Here is a 21,450-nt window from a genome sequence, read left to right as displayed (position 1 = left end):
ACAGTCCTTCAATGAATTTATTGTAGAGCAATTACGGGAACTGGAATAATGCGTCTCAGCTTTCGATCCGCAGCATACGATACCCGATACCGATATGGGTCTGTATATACTGTACTCCATTTTTATCCGGCTGCAGCTTTTTTCGCAGCGTTGCCATAAAGACTCTCAGGGATGCGACATCATTTTCGGATGTCCTTCCCCATATCTGCTGAGTGATATAGGTATGTGTTAGTACCTTTCCCAGATTGTGCGATAACAGACACAGCAGCTTATATTCAATTGGTGTCAGATGCAACTCTGTGTCTTTTAGATAGGTACAGCCAGCGGTATAATCGATTTTCAGATCCCCATTCTGAAACAGAGATGTTTCCTGGCTGTCACCAGCCTGAATGATGGAAAGACGACGTTGTGTCACCCGAATACGCGCCAGCAGTTCTTCTACAGAAAATGGTTTGGTGATGTAATCGTCTGCTCCTGCATCCAGTGCTTCGATCTTATCTGTATCCTCACTCCTTGCACTGATGACAATGATCGGCATATTGGACCAGGTACGGATCTTTTTTATGATATCGACGCCTTCCATATCTGGAAGCCCCAGATCCAGCAGCACAATGTCTGGGTTATGGGAGGATACCTCCAATAATGCGGTAGCACCGTTTTCTGCTGCCAGATACTTGTAATCATGGGTTTTTAAGGTTGTAATGATCAGGCTGCGGATAGGGCGGTCATCTTCCACAACCAGTATCGTTGTTTTATTCATGTAATATCACCTCACTGAGCTGTAATGTAAAAGTAAAGATGCATCCATGTGGATGATGATCCGTAAGAACCAGATTTCCATCATGCGCCTGAATGATCGATTTGCAAAGTGCCAGTCCAAGTCCCAGGCTTCGCTGACTGTCTGCAATCGTATTTTTCCCGGTGTAAAACATCTCAAATATATGCGGTTTCATTTCTTCGGAGATGCCTGCTCCGTTATCTTCTACGCAAACCTCCGCTTTTCCATTTATCTTTTTCCCACAAATGCGGATCACGGAACCTGGCGGTGTATACTTTATGGCATTGTCGATCAGATTCACCAGCACCTGAATAATAAGCCGCACATCCACACGTACCAGAAGCAATTCTTCGCACTCAGTCAGGATCTGATATGCTTCGTGTTTACGACTGACATGACGCAGAGATTCCGCAATGATTTCATCCAGAAGCTGATCTGTGAATTTGAATTTCAAACGTCCATCATTCAGTCTGGTAATGGATAACAGATTTTCTACCACCCCGGTCAGCCATTCTGCGTCCTCATAAATATCCGTATAAATCTGCTGCCTGGTGGCATCATCCAGTCCGTTTCCATTGTTCAGAAGCATATCTGCATTCCCGGATATCGAACAAAGAGGAGTTCGCAGGTCATGGGATATCGCACGCAGCAGATCTGCCCGAAGTTGTTCATTTTTAGCCAATACAGCATTTTTTTCTTTTTCCAGTGCATTCCGGGAATTTTCCATAGCCAGCGCACATTCATTTATCACAGAAAGCAACACGCTATATTCAAAAGAATCCAGCGGATGGTTCTGTACGGGAATTCCAATAACCCCATATACGTGATCTTCAATACGAATAGCCAGATACAGGCACCTGGCATTACTGAAATGTCTGGTAGTTGCCCCTGCCCGCTGGCAGTTTTCATATACCCATCTGGCAGCTTCTGCTTCCGTCTGTACCAGAAGCTGCTCTTCTGCTTTCGTTTTTTCTTCTTCCTCATCCTGATTCTGGCTATGAAATACCATACCATCGGATAATACTTCATTTTCTGACACATAGGCCACAATGCTGCGATTCAGCAGGCGCACCAGCTGCGTACAGGTTACACTTAAGATCTCGTTACTGCTTTTCGCTTTTTGCAGCAGCTGGTCTGTGTCAAACAGGATCTGCGTACGAAAAGCCAGCTGGGCCGAAAGCCTTGCATGATTTTTTAATTTTGCTGCCAGTGTTCCGGTAAGTACCGAAGAGATCAGCATAATCAGAAAGGTCACAGGATATCCTACTGCATAGGTCTGAAAAGACATCCTTGGCGCTGTAAGGAAAAAACAAAACAACACGACACTTAAAAAAGAACCCGCAAGACTGCAGAGATATCCATTGGTCAAAATGGAGGTAAGCAATACGCCAAGCATATAGGTCGTCACAATATTCGTATCGGTAAAATGATGCTTTTGAAATACCAGACCAATCAGCGTACACACGACAAAGATCGATATGGTCACTAGTATATCTTTCACAGATGGCTTTTCCGTATACAGGGGGAAATGTGGCTTGTGATAAGTTACAGTGCCGAACGTATCCGGAATGATATGAATATCAATGTCCGGGATCAGTGATATCAATTTTTCTGTCAGTGTCTGTCTGCTGAAAATATGGTTCTGTCTGACATTACTCTGTCCTATCACAATTGTGGTTACACTGGATAGCTGTGCATATTCTGCAATCTGCACCGGCACGTTTTCTCCGTGCGTCATAACAATCTCAGCTCCCATCTTCTCAGCAAAACGGATATGCTTTTCCAATCTCTCCTGATCAGAGTGTTCCTGTCTGACTCCATTCTGTACATAAAGCGCTGTAAAGCGTGAATGGAAGGTATAGGCCATCTTTGCTGCAGTAGCTATAATTTTTTCATTGGATGGAGATCCCGACAGACAAACGAGAATATGCTCGTCTGTCTCTTGCTTTTTTTCGTCAGGTATATGAGAATTCATTTTTAGCCACCTTATTTTTCAAATCTTGTTATGAATACTATTCTACAGAAATTTTATCACAAATCCAGTTTATTTTTTTCGTTTTTATATTTATTTTGAATGATGTCCCATTTCCTCACCAGCCAGAATCCAAAACCACCAAATAGAATCATACCGACTATAACTAAAATATCCAGCACGCTTTTTCACCCCTTCTCATTAGATATGAAAACATTTTCGAATTTCTTTGTATTCTCCCAGAACCAGCAGGGTGACATTCTCTGTAAGAAGCGTATCTGCCGATATGGTGATACTGATTTCCCCGTCCTTTTTTGCTGCAAGAATATTAATATTGTGTCTTTTGCGAATATCCAGTTCACCAATGGTTTTTCCCACCCATGTTTCCGGTACCTCTACTTCAAATATAGCATGGGACGCATCGACTTCCATATAGTCCAGGATATGATCATCTGTATAACGGATGGAAGCCCATTTTGCCACTTGTTTTTCCGGGTAGACAACTTTGTCTGCACCATTACGCAAAAGAAACTTTTCCTGTACATCCCGTTCTGCACGGGAAATAACCAGTTTCGCTCCAAGCTCTTTTAACAGGGAGGTTGTTTCCAGAGAACTCTGAAAATCTCCTCCAATGGCCACGAAGCAAATATCATAGTTTCCGATTCCAAGAGACTTTAAAAATTCCGCATCGGTACTATCTCCAATCTGTGCATTGGTGACAAAAGGCAGGACTTTATTTACTCGTTCCTCATTGACATCTACTGCCATCACCTCATGTCCCAGCTGATTCATCTGCAGGGCAATGTGTTTTCCAAAGCGTCCCAGTCCAATTAGTAATATATTTTTCATGTCTGTCTCATCTCCATTTTATCCAACTGTTATTTTCTCTAATGGTAATTTTGCATTTCCTGTTTTCTTTTTTGAAAATACCGCATAGATCAGTGTCAGTCCGCCGACCCGTCCCAGATACATCAACACAATCAGCACATACCTGGAAGCAAGATGCAGTCCTGGTGTCACTCCAAGCGTCAGTCCTACTGTTCCCACAGCAGAAGCCGCTTCAAAAAGACTGTCGAGAAGCGGTATTCCATTCTGAACACTGATGAGAAACCCACCACCTAAAAACAGTCCCAGATACATCATAGCGATCGTTGCCGCATTTTTTATCACATTACAGTCTATTCTGCGGCCAAAAGCACTCACTTCTTCCCTGCTGCGAAAAGTAGCAACTGTATTCAATATGAGGATCGTAAATGTGGTTGTTTTCATGCCTCCGGCAGTGGAACCAGGAGAGCCTCCAACGAGCATCAGCAAAATCATGACTGCTTTTGATACCTCTGTCATATTGGAAAGATTTTCTGTATTAAATCCGGCAGTTCTTGGTGTAACCGCCTGGAAAAGAGAAGCGAGAAAACGTTTGCCGGCAGGCATTTCCTGAAAATCAGAAAAGAAGAAAAACAGAGCCGGCAGGATAATCAGGACCAAGGTGGTGCCAAGAATAACTTTGCTCTGCATCCGATAACGTTTCAGTTTCCCCCTGTTCGTACAGATATCTTCCCAGGTAAGAAATCCAATTCCTCCAATGATGATCAATAACATAATCACTACATTGACGATGATATTTCCGGTATATCCGGTAAGGGAAGGATAAGTATTTTCTGCTGTACCTAAAATATCGAATCCAGCATTACACAATGCGGAGATCGAATGAAAAACAGACATCCAGATTCCTTTTCCCCCGTAGTCACGGAAAAATACAGGTAATAACAGCAATATTCCACATAGTTCAATCAAAAATGTCCCTTTTAAAATAAATCTGGTCAGTCGGACAATTCCACCTACCTGAGGCGCTGAAATTGCATCCTGCATGGTGCTGCGCTGCATAAGTGAAATCTTTTTCCCTGACAGTATCGTTACTGCAGAAGCAACTGTGACGACTCCAAGCCCTCCGACCTGAATCAGAATAAGGATCACAGCCTGTCCAAAAACAGACCAGTAACTACCGGTATCACGGACTGCCAATCCAGTCACACACACCGCTGATGTTGCGGTGAAGAGAGCATCGTGGAAAGAAGTGACTGCTCCTTTTGCGGATGAAATAGGGAGCATCAGTATGAATGCTCCAAGCAAAATCACACCTGCAAACCCAAGAATGATTACCTGAAAAGTAGTCAGATGTTTTTTCCTGTGCATATTCTCTGGCATAACACTCTTATACTCCTTTCAAATCTTTTCGCAGTTCATTATATAAAGACACATTCTAAAATAGTGTAAGAATTTCAGATATGGTATTAAGATTACATAAAGACTATTTACAAGAGAACTTTGGCCTCTACATTTACATTTTTTTCCTGAAATGATATGATTTTGAAAGATAGAATTTTATAAGGAGATCTTAACAATATGTATACCAACTCCGCTTACTGGAATCAGTCGAAAACGGATTTTCATGATCAGACGCACCCGCTTTTTATTGAGAGCTGTGGAATCTGCCGTCTATATACCCTGGACAAACGGCCAACGAACCGGCCAAACGGCCGTCTGGATTATCAGATTCTCTATGTGGCAGCAGGAAAAGCCTATTTTATGATAAATGGAAAAGAACGTATTGTAGAGTCTGGGAACATGGTGATCTATCGTCCCAAAGAGCCTCAGTTGTATTATTATCATGCGGTGGATCAGACAGAGGTCTGCTGGATTCATTTTACGGGAAACGATGTGGAAAATATTTTAAACCGCTATGGAATTCACCCGGACACTCATGTATTTTATACTGGCACTTCCATGGAATATAAGAATCTGTTCCTGTCTGTGATACAGGAATTACAGCTTACCAAAGAAGATTATGAAGAAATGCTGGTTCACTATTTTATGGAGCTTCTGATCCGTATTCACCGCATGTCCTTTGTAAAGCCACATAAAAAGAGCATGCAGATTTTCCGAGATATGGATGAGGCGGTAGAATACTTCCGCCAGCACTACAGTGAGCCGATCAGTGTAGAGGCTTACGCAGCGGAGCACAATGTCAATACCGGTGGATTTATAAAGAACTTTAAGGCTTATACCGGAACCACCCCGGCACAGTTCATCCAGTCAGTACGGATGATGAATGCCAGGGTGATGTTGGAAACTACCGATAATAATATTTCTGAGATCGCAGATCTGGTGGGATACGATGATCCACTGTACTTTAGCCGTCTGTTCCGGAAGCAGTTTGGCTGTTCTCCTTCCCAGTTCCGGAAACGTGATCTGAGCTGATACAAAAAACCGCTTTCAAAAGGCTGTTCCCTCTGAAAGCGGTCATTTCATTTAAGTCAATTTGTTTTTAGTCTTCGTATCCGTTCGGATTCTGTGACTGCCATCTCCAGCTGTCTTCACACATCTCACGGATACCGTTTTCAGCTTTCCATCCCAGTTCTTTCTCTGCCTTGGATGCATCAGAATAACAGGTGGCAATATCGCCAGGTCTTCTTGCCTTGATCACATATGGGATCTTTACGCCAGTTGCAGCTTCAAAGTTCTTGACAATATCCAGAACGCTGTAGCCTTTTCCGGTTCCCAGATTGTAGATATTCAGTCCCTGATGCCCTTCCAGCTTCTTCAGAGCCTTTACATGCCCCTTTGCCAGGTCTACTACATGGATATAATCTCTGACGCCGGTTCCGTCCGGTGTATCATAGTCATTACCGAATACGCCCAGTTCTTTTAACTTGCCCACTGCAACCTGTGTGATGTATGGCATCAGGTTGTTCGGGATACCGTTCGGGTTCTCTCCCATGGTTCCGCTCTTATGTGCACCGATTGGGTTGAAGTATCTCAGTAATACCACATTCCATTCTGGATCTGCCTTCTGAATATCGGTCAGTATCTGCTCCAGCATAGACTTGGTCCATCCATAAGGATTGGTGCACTGTCCCTTCGGGCATTCCTCCGTGATTGGAATGATGGCAGGATCACCATAAACAGTTGCAGAGGAAGAAAAGATAATGTTCTTTACTCCATGCTGTCTCATGACATCTACTAAAGTCAATGTTCCGGCAATATTATTCTCATAATATTCCCATGGCTTTGCTACTGACTCTCCTACTGCCTTCAGTCCTGCAAAATGAATACAGGAATCAATCTGCTCTTTGTCAAATACTTCGTTCATTGCCTCTCTGTCAAGGATATCTGCTTTATAAAAAGTAACGGGCTTGCCTGTGATTGCACTGACTCTGTCCAGCGCTTTTTCACTCGCATTACTTAAATTATCTACAACTACTACATCATAACCTGCGTTCTGAAGTTCTACTACAGTGTGGCTTCCAATATATCCTGCACCACCTGTTACCAAAATTGCCATAATCGGTTCCTCCTTTTTCTCCTGTGATCTCAGATCTTCATGATGTTCTCTGTTATCATCATTTAATCATAAAAGATCATAGTTGTACATAAACAGAATAACACAAAACATGGACAAAATGCTATAATTTTTTTACTTTGCTTTCTGTAATGTCACGCTTTTCACATAAATATGTTATTTTATCCACAATATACTTCTCTATCTGCAAGTAACTATACCTCATTTCCGCTATTACATATTCTTATTGTACCTGTAATAACGAAAAAATATTAGCAATTAACTTTACAGGCAATTAGTTTCATGATAGGAAGTATATTCGTAAAATAAAATTTGAAGATACTTTCGTTTCTGCAAAAGTCATTTTCGCTTATATATTTTATAATATCACAGACAGCTATGTTTGTCACATAAAAGTTTTGAAACTCAAATAAAAAAACGGAAGTCATAGTGTTATCCGCAATCGCCAGTATCTACAGCTATTTTTTATCTTCCGAATAATACGGAACGAGTATCTTTTGTCCATACTGTAGTTCACAGCCCAGGTTATTAATCTTCTGAATCTCACTCACATAGGCCCTTCTGGATGTATATTCTTCTGACATGAAGCGATCTGCAATACTCCACAAGGTATCTCCACGATCCACTCGAACCTCAGTATAATATTTAAAAGCAGCAGGCTTCTCTGCAACTACCTGAAAATTGCAGAAAAATATAGCCAATAAGAAAGAAACAGACAATATGGACATGCATAAGGATATTCGTCTGTTTCTCTTTATCTGTTTTCTTCTTAATTTTTTTGTTCTACTCATTTTTCATCCCCCATTCCAAATAAGAACATTTGTTCTGTATGAATGTATTATATTGCAAGAACATATGTTTGTCAATTGGTTTTCGAACATTCGTTCTTGTTTATTTATCGTGCAAGATGACTTTTAAGCATGTACTAATTACGCAGAAAAAGTTCCGCTCTGAAAAAGAAGCAAACAGCTGATTCTGCCGTCTGGTATCGGATAGCCAGAACCGATTCGACAGCGGAAAAGAAGATTCAAGAAAATTTCACAGAACATTTGCTGTGATATGCAACAAAAAATCCCCCAGCCTTCTGACTGAGGGATCTCATAGATTATGTATTTGCTTTTTATTCCACACCCAGATTCAACAGGCTGCTTCCTGTATTTCCAGATGTATTACCCGTTGTGGTTGTTGATATGCTGCTTCCACCAAATACCTGTTTTGCCTTTTCCAGTCCAGGGCCAAGTTCTTCTATAGTACGGTCATAGGAATCCTGGGCTTCCTGCTGAATATCACTGATGCCGGTTGTCTTTTCAATGTTCGCCACATCATCCAGTGGCAATATATAATACTTGGAGCCGTCATTATCCTGATAACGGTACACCCAGGTTGGCAGCAAATCTATGTCTTTGATCTCTACACTGCCATCGCTGTTCTGATGTAGAGTCAGTGTCACCATAGCTCCGTCTTCCGTATGTCCGGTTGGCATCTCATCCATCAGGTATGTGCGCTGGTTGCTCAGTGCATTTCCCTCTGAATAAATACAGAACATATGTCCACTGCCATCGGAAGTATCCAGCACATCGATCGGCTGCTCACAATGAGGATGCCCGCCAATGATTGCATTCACGCCAAGATCACACAGTTTCTGCGCCATCTCATCCTGATAGTCCGCTTCCTCCAGCTGATATTCAATGCCCCAATGCATCTGCGCAATGATGAACTGGGCACCATCTGACTTCATAGATGCAATATTGTTCTGTATTTCTTTATAAAAACTGTCCAGATCATTATAATCAAAAGAATTCACCAGATCCCAGTCTTCTTCTGCCAGCGGAATTCCATTCAGATTGGTACCGGTTCCGTCAGTCTCATAGACATAATCAATGAATCCGACTTTCACACCATTGATCTCTTCCACCACATACTGCTTATCAGAATTCTTTTCCCGAACACCAGAAAATGCAATGTTTTTTTCATCATAGACCTGCATGGTACGATGGAATCCATCTGAACCGCCATCGTAAATATGATTGGTAGCCAGAAATTGAAGATCTACACCACTGTCTTTGATGTTTTCAATAATTATATCTGGTGAAAGGAACAACGGATATCCGGAATATCCGGCTTCCGGTCCGGCCAGTGCCCCTTCAAATTCGCAGGTCATAAAATCCGGTGCACTGTAATACGGCGTAATATATTTATAGATGGTAGAAAAATCGTAATTTCCTTCTGCATCCGGATAAGAATCAATGAATGGAGAATGAAGCAGCATACATCCTGTACTTCCTATGGTAATATCTTTTTCCGGATATACATAAGCTGTTTCTGATTCGGTTTCGATTTCTGTTTCTGGAGCCGTTTTTACATAACCAGCTGCTCCATGGATCACATTGACGCATAAAATCACTATACCCACACCAAGAATCGGAGTAAGAATGCTGGTCTTCCATTCTCCGCCAAACCATTCACGGACAAGATACCTGCCATATTCCTGCGGCGTGAGTTCTGTGCGAATATTGGCATGGCGTTTCTTTTGCATCTCCCGTTCAGACTTCCACAGATTCACATTCCTTCTGAATTGTCTCTTAATCTTTCTCAGATCCAGATCTCCTGAAACAGTCTTTTTTATTTTCTTTTTCGTTTTTGGAGTTTCAGTGTTCTCCCCTGTGTCAGAATCTGTCGTTTTTGTTACTTCATTTGTATCTGTCGCTGAATCAGATACCGTTTTATTCTCATTTTCTTCTATCTCTGTATCTGATTCTGAATGATCATCCTGAATGTCTTTTTGAGGTTCTTCCTTCGCCTTATTTGTTTTCTGTGAAGCTGCTTCCATGCGCTTTCTGCGCAATTCCTCAAGACGTTTTTCACGACTGTATACCGTGTTCCATGCTTCCCGTACAACCGGCTTGTCTGTTTCCGTTATACTTTTTGTAACGGAATTTTCTTCTGTTCCATGTTCTTTTTCCCTGGTATTTTCTGCATCCATTCCATCTTCAGGAAGGCTTTCTCTGCTATGTTCTTCGTCCATCTTTCTCTCCCTCATGTCCTATCAGACTTACTCTCTGGTATCATAGCATTTTTTCCATCATTTGTCATCGTTTATTCTTGATTATCACAAAATGGATTAACAGTGACAAAAGCAGTGACAAATCGTCTGAAAATTGGTGCAAAGCGGAGAATAAAAAGCCCCAGTGCCGCAGCACTGGGGTAATTTTTTAATGATGGAATAACCGGATTCCGGTAAATGCCATGACCATCTGGTATTTGTTACAGCATTCGATTACCAGATCATCTCTGACGGATCCACCTGGCTGTGCAATGTATTTCACACCACTCTTATGGGCACGTTCAATATTATCGCTGAATGGGAAGAATGCATCAGATCCCAGTGTCACACCGTCCATCTGATCTAACCATGCACGTTTTTCTTCTCTGGTGAGGACTTCCGGCTTTTCGGTAAATACTTTTTCCCATGCGCCGTCTGCCAGTACATCCATGTATTCTTCACCGATATAGACATCAATGGCATTGTCACGGTCTGCACGGCGGATACCTTCTTTGAATGGAAGGTTCATAACCTTTGGATTCTGGCGGAGCAGCCAGTTATCTGCCTTCTGACCAGCCAGACGGGTACAATGTACGCGGGACTGCTGTCCGGCTCCAATACCGATAGCCTGTCCATCTTTTACAAAGCAGACAGAATTGGACTGCGTGTATTTCAGCGTAATCAAAGCAATCTTCATATCTCGGATCGCATTTTCTGGCAGCTCTTTATTTTCTGTTACAATATTGGATAACAGTTCATCATTAATTGGCAGTTCCTGACGTCCCTGTTCGAAAGTAATGCCAAATACTTCTTTATGTTCGATCGGTGCAGGTCTGTATGCCGGATCAATCTGAATCACATTGTAGTTGCCGTTTTTCTTTGCTTTCAGAATCTCCAGTGCTTCATCGGTATAACCAGGTGCAATCACGCCATCAGACACTTCACGTTTGATCAGCATGGCAGTGTCTTTGTCACAGGTATCGGAAAGTGCAATAAAATCTCCAAAAGAAGACATTCTGTCTGCGCCTCTGGCTCTTGCATAAGCGCTGGCCAATGGAGAAAGTTCACCGCAGTCATCTACCCAGTAGATCTTTGCCAGTGTATCCGTCAGTGGCAGTCCAATAGCTGCTCCTGCCGGTGATACATGCTTAAATGAGGTAGCTGCCGGAAGCCCTGTTGCTTCTTTTAGTTCTTTTACCAGCTGCCAGCCATTCAAGGCATCCAGAAAATTGATATATCCTGGTCTTCCGGATAATACGGTAATTGGCAGCTCTCCTTCTTTCATGTAAATTCTGGAAGGCTTCTGATTCGGGTTACATCCATATTTTAACTGTAATTCTTTCATGAACTTATTCGCTCCTATTCCATTATGCTTCATTTTTATTTACAATCTTCGTCTCATATTCTCCTGTCTCAATATTGATATATCTGACAAACAGGGAAACTTTATTGTCTGCATTCAGACTGTTCCATAAAAGCTCTGTGAAAATCTCGATATTATCCTGAATTGCTACCAGCTTTGGTTCTCCTTCAAAGCTTGGCAGTGGATTGCCGTCACAGAGATAAGTATGAATAAAATGTCCCTCACCGGCTACCGGATTTTCATAAGAAAAAGTATATCGGTTGCAGGCAGCAGGATTGCCGTTGTTGCTCTTTAAAATGGACATCTGATAATCAAACCTGCCATTTTCTACCGTCAGCATACCGGAAATACGTGGTGTATAATTCGGTGCATCCGGTTCGAATTCCCGGCTTCTTAAAGACTGCTCAAAAGTAAGCCCTTTTGAAATACCATCGTATACCGTATCTGTCTGATCTCCGTTGGTTACAATTGTCTCTTTTCCAAGTACACGAACTGGTGCATAAATAATCAGGCTCGGATCAGTCAGCTTCGATGGATCATAGGCCTGTGTACGGATTCCATCGCCTTCGGTTACGAATACACGGTTTCGGCTGTTCTCGCTGCGGCCCATGATAAAATACGCCGTCACTGCATATTTGCCGTCCTCCGATTTTCCAATAACAATTCCTCTTCCAGGATAAGCATTTCCTTTCAATTCCTGTTCCAGTGATAACATTTTCATAAGTGTTCTCCTTTCAGTATGAATTCAAGTGCATATTCCCTGCCCGGCCTTTTCCAGTAAAAATAAGTCTTTTTTGCAATAAAAAAACCTGGGGACGCACTTAGAAAAAGACGTCACCCAGGCGGTCGGCTCTCAAACGTTGTACTCCCTGCAGGTTTTCCCTGCTCATCCGCCAGTCGTACAACTTCTTTTATCTTACACTATTCTTTTCAAATTCTCAAGCATTTTTTTGCGGGCAATGAGCCAAAGTCTGTGCCGGCACAAGACCCTGGCGACTGCTGCGATAACTTGAGAAACTCGCAAAGCGTATTTCTCATAGTTGCATTTCCATACAAAATATTATATACTGATAACAGAATACATGTTCGGGAGGACACAATACATGTCATATGGAAAAATCAGTCCGAAGCAGACTGAGATCTTAGAATATATTAAAAGTGAAATTATTAACCGTGGCTTTCCCCCAGCTGTCCGTGAAATCTGTGAAGCTGTGAATCTGAAGTCCACTTCTTCTGTTCATTCTCATCTGGAGACCCTGGAGCGAAATGGCTATATCCGCCGTGATCCGACCAAGCCAAGAGCGATCGAGATCGTAGACGATAACTTTAATCTTACCAGAAGAGAACTGGTGAATGTTCCGGTAGTTGGCCGTGTAGCCGCCGGTGAACCGATCCTTGCAGTGGAGAACGTGGAGAATTATTTCCCGATTCCCGCCGAGTTCATGCCGAACAGTCAGACCTTTATGCTGAATGTCAAAGGAGAAAGCATGATCAATGCGGGGATTCTGGATGGAGATCAGATTCTGGTGCAACAGCAGTCCACGGCAGAGAACGGAGATATTGTAGTAGCCTTGATTGATGACAGCGCTACTGTTAAGACCTTTTACAAAGAAGATGGCTATTATCGTCTTCAGCCAGAGAACGATACCATGGAGCCGATCATTGTAAAAGACGATCTGAAGATCCTCGGGAAGGTCATTGGCGTATTCCGATTCTTTCACTGACAGAATAAAAAGACCACACAGAAGCGATATCCATTAAGATCCTTCCATGTGGTCTTTATTCATTTTTCCAACAAATCTATTTCAGTTCATCCAGTGAAATGGTCTTGCCGTCTCTCCAGATTCTCTCCAGATCATAGAACAGACGATTTTCTGAATCAAATACATGTACAATGATATCATTATAATCCAGCAATACCCAGTTTGCTGTCGCATATCCTTCCATCTGCTTTGCTTCGTAACCTGCTCTTCCCAGTGTCTCATCAACATTGTCTACCAGTGCCTGCACCTGATTCTTATTGGTACCACTGGCAATGATAAAGTAATCAGCCAGTACAGATACTTCTGTAATATCAATGACCTTGATATCCTCGCCCTTTTTATCTTCCAGGGCCTGTACTGCAAGCTTTACCATTTCTTTTGATTTTAAATTTTCCATTCTGCGCTCCTTTACTGTGCAGATTCTCTCTGCGCCCTATAATATTCATAGGTCTGCATGGTCATCGGGTCCATTTTTTTGGAAGACTTCTCCAGATACACCAGGGTATCGGAAAGAATCTTAAACAATGCTTCATCCAGATCTACAAAGGCCATCTTCCGTACCTCTTCCAGATTGGATGCTTTATTTCGCATCGGCTCAATATAATCCGAAATATAGATAATTTTCTCCAGAAGTGTCATCGCCGGTTTGCCTGTGGTATGACATGCGATTGCATCCAGAATCTCTGTATCCTCGATATCATATTTTGCCTTTGCAATATAGGCTCCCACCTTTGCATGCAGCAGAAACGGACTCATCTTTTCTGCTTCTGTAATCTCGATATGATTCTTCTCACAGATCTTCAGTTTCTTGCCATCCGGCATACACTTGGCACAGTCATGAAGAATTCCGGCGATCTGAGCCTTTTCCAGATCCTCTCCATACCGCATTGCCAGTGCTGCTGCTGTATACATGACTCCTTCTGAGTGTTCAAAACGGTCACGATCCAGATATTTCCGCAATGTTTTTTTTGTTTTTGAAAAATTGTAACTCATCTTAGATCTCACACTTCCTAAAGTTTGTTCTGCATTTACATATGATACAAGCCTGTATTTTTAATGTAAGAAATGACCGGATCAGGCAGATAATACCGCACACTTTTTCCCTCTCTGATCCATTCACGGAGCATTCTGGAAGACAGATCCATATTCGGTGCATCCAAAATGCGAATATCACACTCAAACTTCTGTGACAGATGCTGAATCTGCAGTTCCAGAGCCTGATCACTGACATGATCCCTTACTGCGGCCACCAGAACAGCCAGCTGCGAGATCCGCTCCGGATCCTTCCACTCTTCAAAAGTAAAAAGGGAATCTGCTCCCATGATAAAATAGTACTCCACATCTGGATTCTGGGCAGTCAGACGCTCCAGTGTCTCTCTGGTATAGGAATACCCCATCTCATGGGCGTCATCCAGAGATAGCACCAGATGCGGATTATCCTCTATGGCGAGACGCACCATTTCAATGCGCTCTTCCAGGGATGCCCGGTCACCCAGATTCTTTTTATGTGGTGGATTGCCACATGGCATAATCATCACCTCATCCAGGCCAAACTGATAATAGGCCCTCTCAGCGAGAATTAAATGGCCCACATGAATGGGATCAAATGTTCCACCTAAAATACCTATTTTTCTCTTCATTGGATTTACCCCTCATTATTTTGGAAGCATAATCTTCTTTTTGTTTTCTTTTCCCTCTTTGTATAATACGATCTTTTTACCAATCACCTGTACCACCTGTGACTTGGTACGTTCTGCTACCATCTGAGCCAGTTCTTTCGGGTCATCCATACAATTCTGAAGCACGCTGATCTTAATCAGCTCCCGTGCTTCCAGTGCTTCTGCAATCGCTTTGGTGTTCTCCGGTGTCAGGCTGGCCTTTCCAATCTGGAAAATCGGATCCATGGTCATCGCAAGACTTTTCAAATATGCTCTCTGTTTACTTGTCATGCTGTTTTCCTCTATTTATAATAATCAAATGCAAGACCATACATACGGACAGTATCGCCCTCCTGTATGCCTGCGTCTTCAAGTTCCTGTAAAATACCGGTATCCTTTAAGAAATTCTGGAAGAACAGGAAGCCCTTTTCTGACTCCAGATTGGTATAACCCAGCATCTTTTCAATCTTCGGTCCTTCCACAATGTAGGTATGATCGTCTTCCTCAGATTTCGTAACGGTATATGGAAGATTATCATCAATCCGCACTTCATCTGGGAAGAATTCCTGTTCAAATATCATCGGTTCCTGTGGAAGTTCATTTAACAGATCCCGTACATAATACAGCAATTCCTTCAGTCCTTTTCCGGTTACCGCTGAAATCGGGAATACTTTGATACCCTGTGGCTCAAATTCATCCTTCAGTTTCTGTACCGGATCCTCACCATCTTCTGTATAAATGGCATCGATCTTATTCGCTGCAATCACCTGCGGTCTCTTAGAAATCTCCTCATTATAAGCACGTAATTCTTCATTGATCTTGTAAACATCTTCAATCGGATCTCTTCCTTCGGTAGATGCTGCATCTACCAGATGAATCATGACCTTGGTACGCTCAATGTGACGCAAAAACTCATGTCCCAGTCCCACACCTTCGGATGCGCCTTCGATCAGACCAGGAATATCCGCAATGACAAAGCCGCTGCCATCCAGGTCTACTACACCCAGATTCGGGCTTAATGTGGTGAAATGATAGTTGGCAATCTTTGGCTTTGCATTGGTAACATGAGCCAGCAGTGTGGATTTACCCACATTCGGGAATCCTACCAGTCCCACATCTGCGATCACCTTCAGCTCCAGAGATACCACCAGCTCCTGTGCCGGTTTACCTGGCTGTGCATACTTTGGCACCTGCATAGTAGAAGTAGCAAAATGCTGGTTACCCAAGCCACCTCTTCCACCCTTTAAGATGATCTGTCTCATATTGTCGCCAGACATATCGGCAATGACTTTGCCGCTCTCTGCATCTTTAATGACAGTTCCTTCCGGAACCTTTAATACTATATCGGAGCCATTTGCACCATGACATCTTGATTTTCCGCCATTCTCACCCGGTTGTGCGCTGAATTTGTGCTTGTGACGGTAATCTCCCAGCGTCGTCATTCCTTTGTCTACCTCAAAAATGACGTCACCACCTTTGCCTCCGTCACCGCCATCCGGTCCGCCAGCTGCTACAAATAACTCTCTTCGAAAACTGACATGTCCATCGCCGCCCTTGCCGGAACAAATCGTGATTTTCGCTCTATCTGCAAACATATTTTACCTCCGTACAAAAATGGCTTCAAACCGAAACGATTTGAAGCCAACTTTTTACTCTTCTGTTACAGGAATGACAGAAACGATCTTCTTGTCTCTTCCTTTTCTCTGGAATCTTACAACACCATCTGCTGTAGCAAATAATGTGTCATCTCCACCGCGTCCTACATTTAATCCTGGATGGATCTTTGTACCACGCTGTCTGTAAAGGATGTTTCCAGCTTTTACAAACTGTCCGTCAGCTCTTTTCGCACCTAATCTCTTAGATTCGGAGTCTCTACCGTTCTTTGTAGAACCAACACCTTTTTTATGTGCGAAGATTTGAAGGTTCATATTTAACATGTCCTACACCTCCTTGAATACTAATTCAATATACTCATTACCGTAAGTCTTCTGTACAGACTGGATTCCCAATATATAAGCCCGCATCAGAAGCTGACCTTCCTGGGAAAGTTCGCCATCTAATCTCAGTTCGATCAGTCCGTCACCGGACGTCACGTCCATCCCGTCTTCTGTAAACTCCTCAATGGAATTCACCAGATTCACTGACAATACAGACACAGCGGCACAGATAATATCATATCCCTCCTCTGCATATCCTGCATGTCCCTCACTGCGGAACCCTGTATACTGATCCTGTCTGCTATACACAGTAATCTTAATCATAAAGATTAACCATTGATCTTTTCAATCTTAACCTGTGTGTACTGCTGTCTGTGACCATTCTTTTTATGATAGCCAGTTTTTCTCTTATACTTGTAAACAATCACCTTTTTCGCTTTGCCGTTCTTAACAACTGAAGCTGTAACTGTAGCGTCTGCTACATCAGCACCAACTTTAAGACCATCATTGCTTACAGCAAGAACCTGATCAAAAGTAACAGTCTCACCTGCTTCTACACCAAGCTTCTCTACGTTAATGATATCGCCTTCGGCTACTTTGTACTGTTTACCACCTGTTGCAATAATTGCGTACATATGGCACCTCCTATTATCATTACTCGCTAAATACGGTAGCTGCATCGCAGCATTTGAACCTCATTATGCGGCATACTCCTATAAATTAGCACAACTCTTTTCGGTTGTCAATGTCTTTTTTTCAATTTTCCAATCTTTTTTCGGAGACGGATTCCAGCGCTTTCATCTGCTCTGCAACCGTTTTTCTGGTTCGTTTTCTGGTGATCTCCACCAGTCCCAGCGGAGTCATATCTACCAGAACGGTAAGCACAGGATCCTGTCTCAGAAACTTTCGCATTTCAGATAACAGACATTCGTTATTTTCTTCTTTTTTCATATTGATGAAATCAATGATGATGATGCCGGCCAGGTTCCGCAGCCGCATCTGTCTGGCGGCTTCCTTTGCAGCCTCCAGATTTATTTTTAAAAAAGTCTCTTCCGACTGCTTTTTTCCATCATACTTTCCGGTATTCACATCAATGCTGGTCAGTGCCTCTGTCATCTGAATCACCAGATAACCACCGGACTTCATCCAGATGCGTTCCCGCAATGCCTCATCAATGGAGGCTTCCACCGGGTATTTTTTATATAATGGCTGCAGCTTATCCTGGTAAAAGGTCAGTTTGTCCAGATCTTCCGGTTGGAATCCTTCCAGATAAGTCTGTACCTTTTCATACACTTCTCTGGAATCTGTCAGGATCTCCTCCAGGTCTCCGGCTCTGGCTCCTTTGATCAGATCCAGATATTCAGCTCCGGTACTGTGCATACAGGTTCCCCAGACACGGTGTATGGCAGTATCCGTAAGTTTCCTGCAATATCCCTGCAGATACTTCACTTCCCGAAGAATCTGCTCTTCTGTGGCTTCCTGTGCATTCGTACGGACAATCCAGCCAATGCCGTCTTCCAACGGCAGCAGAGAGTGCCACTTAACACCGTCCCCAATGGCTTTTAACTTTGACGAGACGGAAATCTGACGGCTGCCTATGACAGCTACCAGATACCTTCCAGCTACTGACAATTCTGCGGAAAGAGCCAGTGCTTTAGTCTTTACCGCATCTTTTTTGATCTGTACCAGGAGCTCATCTCCCTGCTGAATATTCTGGGAAGCTCCTTTTTTCGTATAGATCGGTGTCATTCGCTGATTCAGCGGATAGTATCCGGTTACACCGTTTCCCAGATCAAGAAAAGCGCAGCGGATATTTTTTACCACATTCTGTACTTTTCCGATATAGATATCACCAACCTGATATCCGGCTTCCGGCTGTTCCAGACAAATATCAACAGGATGACGGTCCAAAAATGTGACAGAGGCCAGTCCTTCATGATAAGGGGTAATGATTAACTTAGAGGACAATGTCTTCACCCAGACTTTCCAGAGACACCAGCTTACGTTCTTCTTCTGTTCCCGTATCTGCGTAGACTTCATCACGGTTCACAGACAGAGCAAAGGAATCCAGTTCAGAACCCTCGTTTTTCAAAAACGCACTCATCACCAGTTCCGGCTTTAAATTAGCTGCACTTCCGGTAGCCAGTGTCATATGCACCTGGTCTCCATCCACAGATAACTGATAAATCATCGGCCGGATATCGGTCTCTACTTCACTCTTCTTTGTCTTTTTCAAAATGACAATGGAATCTTTTTTTGCAAATGCTTCCAGGCGTTCCTGCCAGCCCTCTTTCGGTTCATAACCCGGGCGGAAAGATACGGTGTAATCTGCGGCAGCCACCAGCGACATGGCCTTTCCCGCCTTGCCTTCCTCGATCTGACGGAAACTTAAGACTTCCATTCCTTCTACCATGACTTCATTTAACTGTCTCACAGCATCTGCAGAAGCAATCGGAGACTTGATCTCAATATCCATATATTCCCCGTTACTGGTCAGTCCCACACCGAGAGGCGCTGCAAAAGACATAATCATATGCGGGCTGAAGCCTTCGGTAAACGCAATATCGATATGAGCCCGGCGCATGGCCTTCTGAAAATAACGCATGATATCCAGATGTCCGATAAATCTCATCACACCCTGTTTGGCAAATTTAATTCTGATTTTCAAAACAGACACCTCCTTTATAACATGCTGCACCGCAGCCGGCGCATTTCTGACGGCAGTTCACGGTTACTTCTTCCTGCCGGGCTCTTTCCCATTCCTTTAACAGATGCTTTTTCGTTACACCGATCTGAATGAAATCCCATGGCAGCTTTTCCTCCAGACTTCTTTCCCGATGTACGTAGAAATTCATATCCGTACCGGTACGTTCCAGGGCATCCACCCATTTCTGATTATCAAAGGTCTCTGACCATGCATCATAGATGCCGCCGTGTTCATACACATCTTTCAACACTTCAGCCACCTTTCGGTCTCCTCTTGCCAGCAGACCTTCCAGTACGGAGACATCTGCCTCATGCCAGTTGTAGCGGATACTCTTTTTATTTAACTGATCCTTGATCTCATGATTTACCGTTCTGGCACTGCCAAGGAACTCGTCAATGGTACACATTCTTGCCCACTGGAACGGAGTAAACGGCTTCGGTACAAAGAAGGATGTGCTGACGGTAATCTGGCATTTTCCGTTTCTCTGATCCTTTGGGATCTCATAATACCGCTCTGCAATCTTCTCAGCCAGATGAGCAATCTCTTTCTGATCTTCCTCTGTCTCTGTCGGCAGTCCCAGCATAAAATACAGTTTTACCTTATTCCAGCCACCTTCAAAGGCTTCTCCTGCGCCTTTAATGATGATCTCTTCGGTCAGTCCTTTATTGATCACATCACGCAGTCTCTGAGATCCTGCTTCCGGTGCAAAGGTCAGGCTGCTCTTTCTCACATCCTGAACTTTGTTCATCACATCCAGAGAAAAGGCATCAATTCGCAGAGAAGGCAGGGATATATTTACTCCTCGCTGTCTGCATTCATCGATCAGAAAATTTACCAGTTCCGGAAGCTGTGAATAATCACTGGAGCTCAGGGAACTCAAAGAGATTTCTTCATGCCCTGTGGATTCCAGCATAGCAATCGCTGTTTTTTTCAGCATTTCCACATCACGTTCTCTGGTCGGACGATACAGCATACCAGCCTGGCAGAAACGGCATCCTCGAATACATCCCCGCTGAATCTCCAGAACCACACGATCCTGAGTAGCCTTTATAAATGGAACAATCGGTGCCGTCGGATAGGTGGCATCCGACAAATCCATTACAATTTGTTTTTCGATCTGTTCCGGTACACCCTCTCGATTCGGTGCAAAATCTGCAATGGTTCCGTCTTCGTTATAAGTCACATCATAGAACATCGGTGCATAGATACCAGGAATTTGGGATGCACGATATAAAAACTCTGTTCTTCCCATTCCGGCTTTTTTGCATTCTTTATATAAATCTATCAGTTTAAAATATACGGTTTCCCCTTCACCAATATAAAAAAGGTCAAAAAATTCTGCCAACGGCTCCGGATTATAACTACATGGTCCACCTCCGATGACAATCGGACAGTCTTCTCCTCGCTCTTTTGCCCGCAGTGGAATCTGACTCAAATCAATGACCTGCAGAATATTGGTGTAGCACATCTCATATTGGATCGTAATCCCCAGAAAATCAAAGTCTTTAATTGGATCCTGGGACTCCAATGCAAACAGCGGAATATTCTCTTCCCGCATCACCTTGTCCAGATCCACCCACGGTGAATAGACACGCTCACACCAGATGTCTTCTCTCTTATTAAACATATCGTAGAGAATCTGAATGCCAAGATGGGACATACCGATCTCATAGACATCCGGGAAACACATGGCAAACCGGACATCAATCTTTTCTTTATCCTTCATCACTGAGTTCACTTCATTGCCGATATAACGCGCCGGCTTCTCAATGCTCAGTAAAATCTCATCGCTTAACGCTAACTTTCTCATAATTTTCCTTTCAGAAATCATCCTAATAACGGGTTCAAGTGAAAACCTGTTTTTTCACA

Annotated in this window: 22 protein-coding genes and 1 riboswitch; of the genes, 2 read left to right on the top strand and 20 right to left on the bottom strand. The window is 43.2% G+C overall.

What is annotated here, in order from left to right; translation table 11 throughout:
- Positions 1-55: 55 nt before the first annotated feature.
- From OCV47_RS00800 to OCV47_RS00785, 4 genes are all read right to left on the bottom strand, one after another.
- Positions 56-760 carry a response regulator gene (locus OCV47_RS00800; protein ID WP_262653082.1) on the bottom strand — a complete coding sequence of 235 codons (705 nt, stop codon included), beginning with the start codon at positions 758-760 and terminating at the stop codon, positions 56-58.
- Complete coding sequence (locus OCV47_RS00795; protein ID WP_262653081.1) at positions 753-2,753, bottom strand: ATP-binding protein; 2,001 nt, start codon at positions 2,751-2,753, stop codon at positions 753-755. Before OCV47_RS00795 ends, OCV47_RS00800 begins: the two co-directional genes overlap by 8 nt.
- 198 nt (positions 2,754-2,951) lie before the next feature.
- On the bottom strand, positions 2,952-3,599 hold the full coding sequence (locus tag OCV47_RS00790) for a potassium channel family protein (protein ID WP_262653079.1): 648 nt from the start codon (positions 3,597-3,599) through the stop codon (positions 2,952-2,954).
- 18 nt (positions 3,600-3,617) lie between these two features.
- Complete coding sequence (locus OCV47_RS00785) at positions 3,618-4,955, bottom strand: TrkH family potassium uptake protein (protein ID WP_262653076.1); 1,338 nt, start codon at positions 4,953-4,955, stop codon at positions 3,618-3,620.
- A gap of 198 nt (positions 4,956-5,153) precedes the next feature.
- Here OCV47_RS00785 and OCV47_RS00780 point away from each other — a divergent pair, with 198 nt between their 5' ends.
- On the top strand, positions 5,154-6,008 hold the full coding sequence (locus OCV47_RS00780; protein ID WP_117449307.1) for an AraC family transcriptional regulator: 855 nt from the start codon (positions 5,154-5,156) through the stop codon (positions 6,006-6,008).
- A gap of 67 nt (positions 6,009-6,075) precedes the next feature.
- Here OCV47_RS00780 and galE read toward each other — a convergent pair whose 3' ends face one another.
- From galE to OCV47_RS00755, 5 genes are all read right to left on the bottom strand, one after another.
- On the bottom strand, positions 6,076-7,092 hold the full coding sequence (gene galE / locus OCV47_RS00775; protein WP_117449308.1) for a UDP-glucose 4-epimerase GalE: 1,017 nt from the start codon (positions 7,090-7,092) through the stop codon (positions 6,076-6,078).
- Positions 7,093-7,568: 476 nt separating this feature from the next.
- Positions 7,569-7,901 carry a LysM peptidoglycan-binding domain-containing protein gene (locus tag OCV47_RS00770; RefSeq protein ID WP_117449310.1) on the bottom strand — a complete coding sequence of 111 codons (333 nt, stop codon included), beginning with the start codon at positions 7,899-7,901 and terminating at the stop codon, positions 7,569-7,571.
- 329 nt (positions 7,902-8,230) lie between these two features.
- The gene (locus OCV47_RS00765; protein ID WP_262653073.1) at positions 8,231-10,135 is read right to left on the bottom strand and encodes a CapA family protein; all 1,905 of its coding nucleotides are present in this window, start codon (positions 10,133-10,135) and stop codon (positions 8,231-8,233) included.
- 187 nt (positions 10,136-10,322) lie between these two features.
- Positions 10,323-11,498 carry a phosphoribosylaminoimidazolecarboxamide formyltransferase gene (locus tag OCV47_RS00760; protein WP_117449339.1) on the bottom strand — a complete coding sequence of 392 codons (1,176 nt, stop codon included), beginning with the start codon at positions 11,496-11,498 and terminating at the stop codon, positions 10,323-10,325.
- Between the two features lie 22 nt (positions 11,499-11,520).
- Positions 11,521-12,237, bottom strand: coding sequence for an IMP cyclohydrolase (locus tag OCV47_RS00755; protein ID WP_117449312.1), 717 nt, complete (start codon positions 12,235-12,237; stop codon positions 11,521-11,523).
- A gap of 108 nt (positions 12,238-12,345) precedes the next feature.
- Positions 12,346-12,427: riboswitch (ZMP/ZTP riboswitch) on the bottom strand.
- Between the two features lie 192 nt (positions 12,428-12,619).
- On the opposite strand from OCV47_RS00755, the gene lexA reads away from it, so the two are divergent.
- Positions 12,620-13,240 (top strand): transcriptional repressor LexA, encoded by a 621-nt coding sequence (gene lexA / locus OCV47_RS00750; RefSeq protein ID WP_117449313.1) that lies wholly within the window; start codon positions 12,620-12,622, stop codon positions 13,238-13,240.
- Between the two features lie 76 nt (positions 13,241-13,316).
- Here the strand turns inward: lexA and rsfS are convergent, their stop codons facing one another.
- The 11 genes from rsfS to OCV47_RS00695 form a co-directional block, all read right to left on the bottom strand.
- Positions 13,317-13,676, bottom strand: a complete 360-nt coding sequence (gene rsfS, locus OCV47_RS00745; protein ID WP_117449314.1) for a ribosome silencing factor — start codon at positions 13,674-13,676, stop codon at positions 13,317-13,319.
- A gap of 11 nt (positions 13,677-13,687) precedes the next feature.
- Positions 13,688-14,272, bottom strand: coding sequence for a bis(5'-nucleosyl)-tetraphosphatase (symmetrical) YqeK (yqeK, locus tag OCV47_RS00740; RefSeq protein ID WP_117449315.1), 585 nt, complete (start codon positions 14,270-14,272; stop codon positions 13,688-13,690).
- Positions 14,273-14,307: 35 nt separating this feature from the next.
- Complete coding sequence (nadD, locus tag OCV47_RS00735) at positions 14,308-14,919, bottom strand: nicotinate-nucleotide adenylyltransferase (RefSeq protein WP_262653070.1); 612 nt, start codon at positions 14,917-14,919, stop codon at positions 14,308-14,310.
- A 15-nt stretch (positions 14,920-14,934) separates the two neighbouring features.
- Positions 14,935-15,228, bottom strand: a complete 294-nt coding sequence (gene yhbY / locus OCV47_RS00730) for a ribosome assembly RNA-binding protein YhbY (RefSeq protein WP_117449316.1) — start codon at positions 15,226-15,228, stop codon at positions 14,935-14,937.
- 11 nt (positions 15,229-15,239) lie between these two features.
- The gene (obgE, locus tag OCV47_RS00725) at positions 15,240-16,532 is read right to left on the bottom strand and encodes a GTPase ObgE (RefSeq protein ID WP_117449317.1); all 1,293 of its coding nucleotides are present in this window, start codon (positions 16,530-16,532) and stop codon (positions 15,240-15,242) included.
- Between the two features lie 54 nt (positions 16,533-16,586).
- Positions 16,587-16,874, bottom strand: a complete 288-nt coding sequence (gene rpmA, locus OCV47_RS00720) for a 50S ribosomal protein L27 (protein ID WP_117449318.1) — start codon at positions 16,872-16,874, stop codon at positions 16,587-16,589.
- A gap of 3 nt (positions 16,875-16,877) precedes the next feature.
- Complete coding sequence (locus OCV47_RS00715) at positions 16,878-17,198, bottom strand: ribosomal-processing cysteine protease Prp (RefSeq protein WP_117449319.1); 321 nt, start codon at positions 17,196-17,198, stop codon at positions 16,878-16,880.
- A 5-nt stretch (positions 17,199-17,203) separates the two neighbouring features.
- Positions 17,204-17,509, bottom strand: coding sequence for a 50S ribosomal protein L21 (rplU, locus tag OCV47_RS00710; RefSeq protein ID WP_117449320.1), 306 nt, complete (start codon positions 17,507-17,509; stop codon positions 17,204-17,206).
- A gap of 121 nt (positions 17,510-17,630) precedes the next feature.
- The gene (locus OCV47_RS00705; RefSeq protein WP_262653069.1) at positions 17,631-18,842 is read right to left on the bottom strand and encodes a ribonuclease E/G; all 1,212 of its coding nucleotides are present in this window, start codon (positions 18,840-18,842) and stop codon (positions 17,631-17,633) included.
- Positions 18,832-19,551: a TIGR03936 family radical SAM-associated protein gene (locus OCV47_RS00700; RefSeq protein ID WP_317244124.1), complete on the bottom strand. Its 720-nt coding sequence runs from the start codon at positions 19,549-19,551 to the stop codon at positions 18,832-18,834. The genes OCV47_RS00705 and OCV47_RS00700 overlap by 11 nt, the downstream gene beginning before the upstream one ends.
- Entirely contained in the window at positions 19,526-21,391 is a 1,866-nt protein-coding gene (locus tag OCV47_RS00695) for a TIGR03960 family B12-binding radical SAM protein (protein ID WP_262653068.1), read from the bottom strand. Before OCV47_RS00695 ends, OCV47_RS00700 begins: the two co-directional genes overlap by 26 nt.
- Between the last annotated feature and the right edge of the window lie 59 nt (positions 21,392-21,450).

This window comes from Muricoprocola aceti, assembly GCF_025567005.1.
Lineage (GTDB): Bacteria > Bacillota > Clostridia > Lachnospirales > Lachnospiraceae > Marvinbryantia > Marvinbryantia aceti.
This window is presented reverse-complemented; position numbering and strand designations above follow the sequence as displayed.

Bases quoted from the DNA above. Each gene is read 5' to 3' on its own strand.
- lexA (WP_117449313.1), top strand. From the start codon at position 12,620: ATGTCATATGGAAAAATCAGTCCGAAGCAGACTGAGATCTTAGAATAT.
- rpmA (WP_117449318.1), bottom strand. From the start codon at position 16,874: ATGTTAAATATGAACCTTCAAATCTTCGCACATAAAAAAGGTGTTGGT.
- yhbY (WP_117449316.1), bottom strand. From the start codon at position 15,228: ATGACAAGTAAACAGAGAGCATATTTGAAAAGTCTTGCGATGACCATG.
- OCV47_RS00765 (WP_262653073.1), bottom strand. From the start codon at position 10,135: ATGGACGAAGAACATAGCAGAGAAAGCCTTCCTGAAGATGGAATGGAT.
- OCV47_RS00770 (WP_117449310.1), bottom strand. From the start codon at position 7,901: ATGAGTAGAACAAAAAAATTAAGAAGAAAACAGATAAAGAGAAACAGA.
- OCV47_RS00800 (WP_262653082.1), bottom strand. From the start codon at position 760: ATGAATAAAACAACGATACTGGTTGTGGAAGATGACCGCCCTATCCGC.
- OCV47_RS00790 (WP_262653079.1), bottom strand. From the start codon at position 3,599: ATGAAAAATATATTACTAATTGGACTGGGACGCTTTGGAAAACACATT.
- yqeK (WP_117449315.1), bottom strand. From the start codon at position 14,272: ATGAGTTACAATTTTTCAAAAACAAAAAAAACATTGCGGAAATATCTG.
- OCV47_RS00755 (WP_117449312.1), bottom strand. From the start codon at position 12,237: ATGAAAATGTTATCACTGGAACAGGAATTGAAAGGAAATGCTTATCCT.
- OCV47_RS00785 (WP_262653076.1), bottom strand. From the start codon at position 4,955: ATGCCAGAGAATATGCACAGGAAAAAACATCTGACTACTTTTCAGGTA.
- OCV47_RS00695 (WP_262653068.1), bottom strand. From the start codon at position 21,391: ATGAGAAAGTTAGCGTTAAGCGATGAGATTTTACTGAGCATTGAGAAG.
- galE (WP_117449308.1), bottom strand. From the start codon at position 7,092: ATGGCAATTTTGGTAACAGGTGGTGCAGGATATATTGGAAGCCACACT.
- OCV47_RS00795 (WP_262653081.1), bottom strand. From the start codon at position 2,753: ATGAATTCTCATATACCTGACGAAAAAAAGCAAGAGACAGACGAGCAT.
- rplU (WP_117449320.1), bottom strand. From the start codon at position 17,509: ATGTACGCAATTATTGCAACAGGTGGTAAACAGTACAAAGTAGCCGAA.
- nadD (WP_262653070.1), bottom strand. From the start codon at position 14,919: ATGAAGAGAAAAATAGGTATTTTAGGTGGAACATTTGATCCCATTCAT.
- OCV47_RS00780 (WP_117449307.1), top strand. From the start codon at position 5,154: ATGTATACCAACTCCGCTTACTGGAATCAGTCGAAAACGGATTTTCAT.
- rsfS (WP_117449314.1), bottom strand. From the start codon at position 13,676: ATGGAAAATTTAAAATCAAAAGAAATGGTAAAGCTTGCAGTACAGGCC.
- OCV47_RS00760 (WP_117449339.1), bottom strand. From the start codon at position 11,498: ATGAAAGAATTACAGTTAAAATATGGATGTAACCCGAATCAGAAGCCT.
- obgE (WP_117449317.1), bottom strand. From the start codon at position 16,532: ATGTTTGCAGATAGAGCGAAAATCACGATTTGTTCCGGCAAGGGCGGC.
- OCV47_RS00715 (WP_117449319.1), bottom strand. From the start codon at position 17,198: ATGATTAAGATTACTGTGTATAGCAGACAGGATCAGTATACAGGGTTC.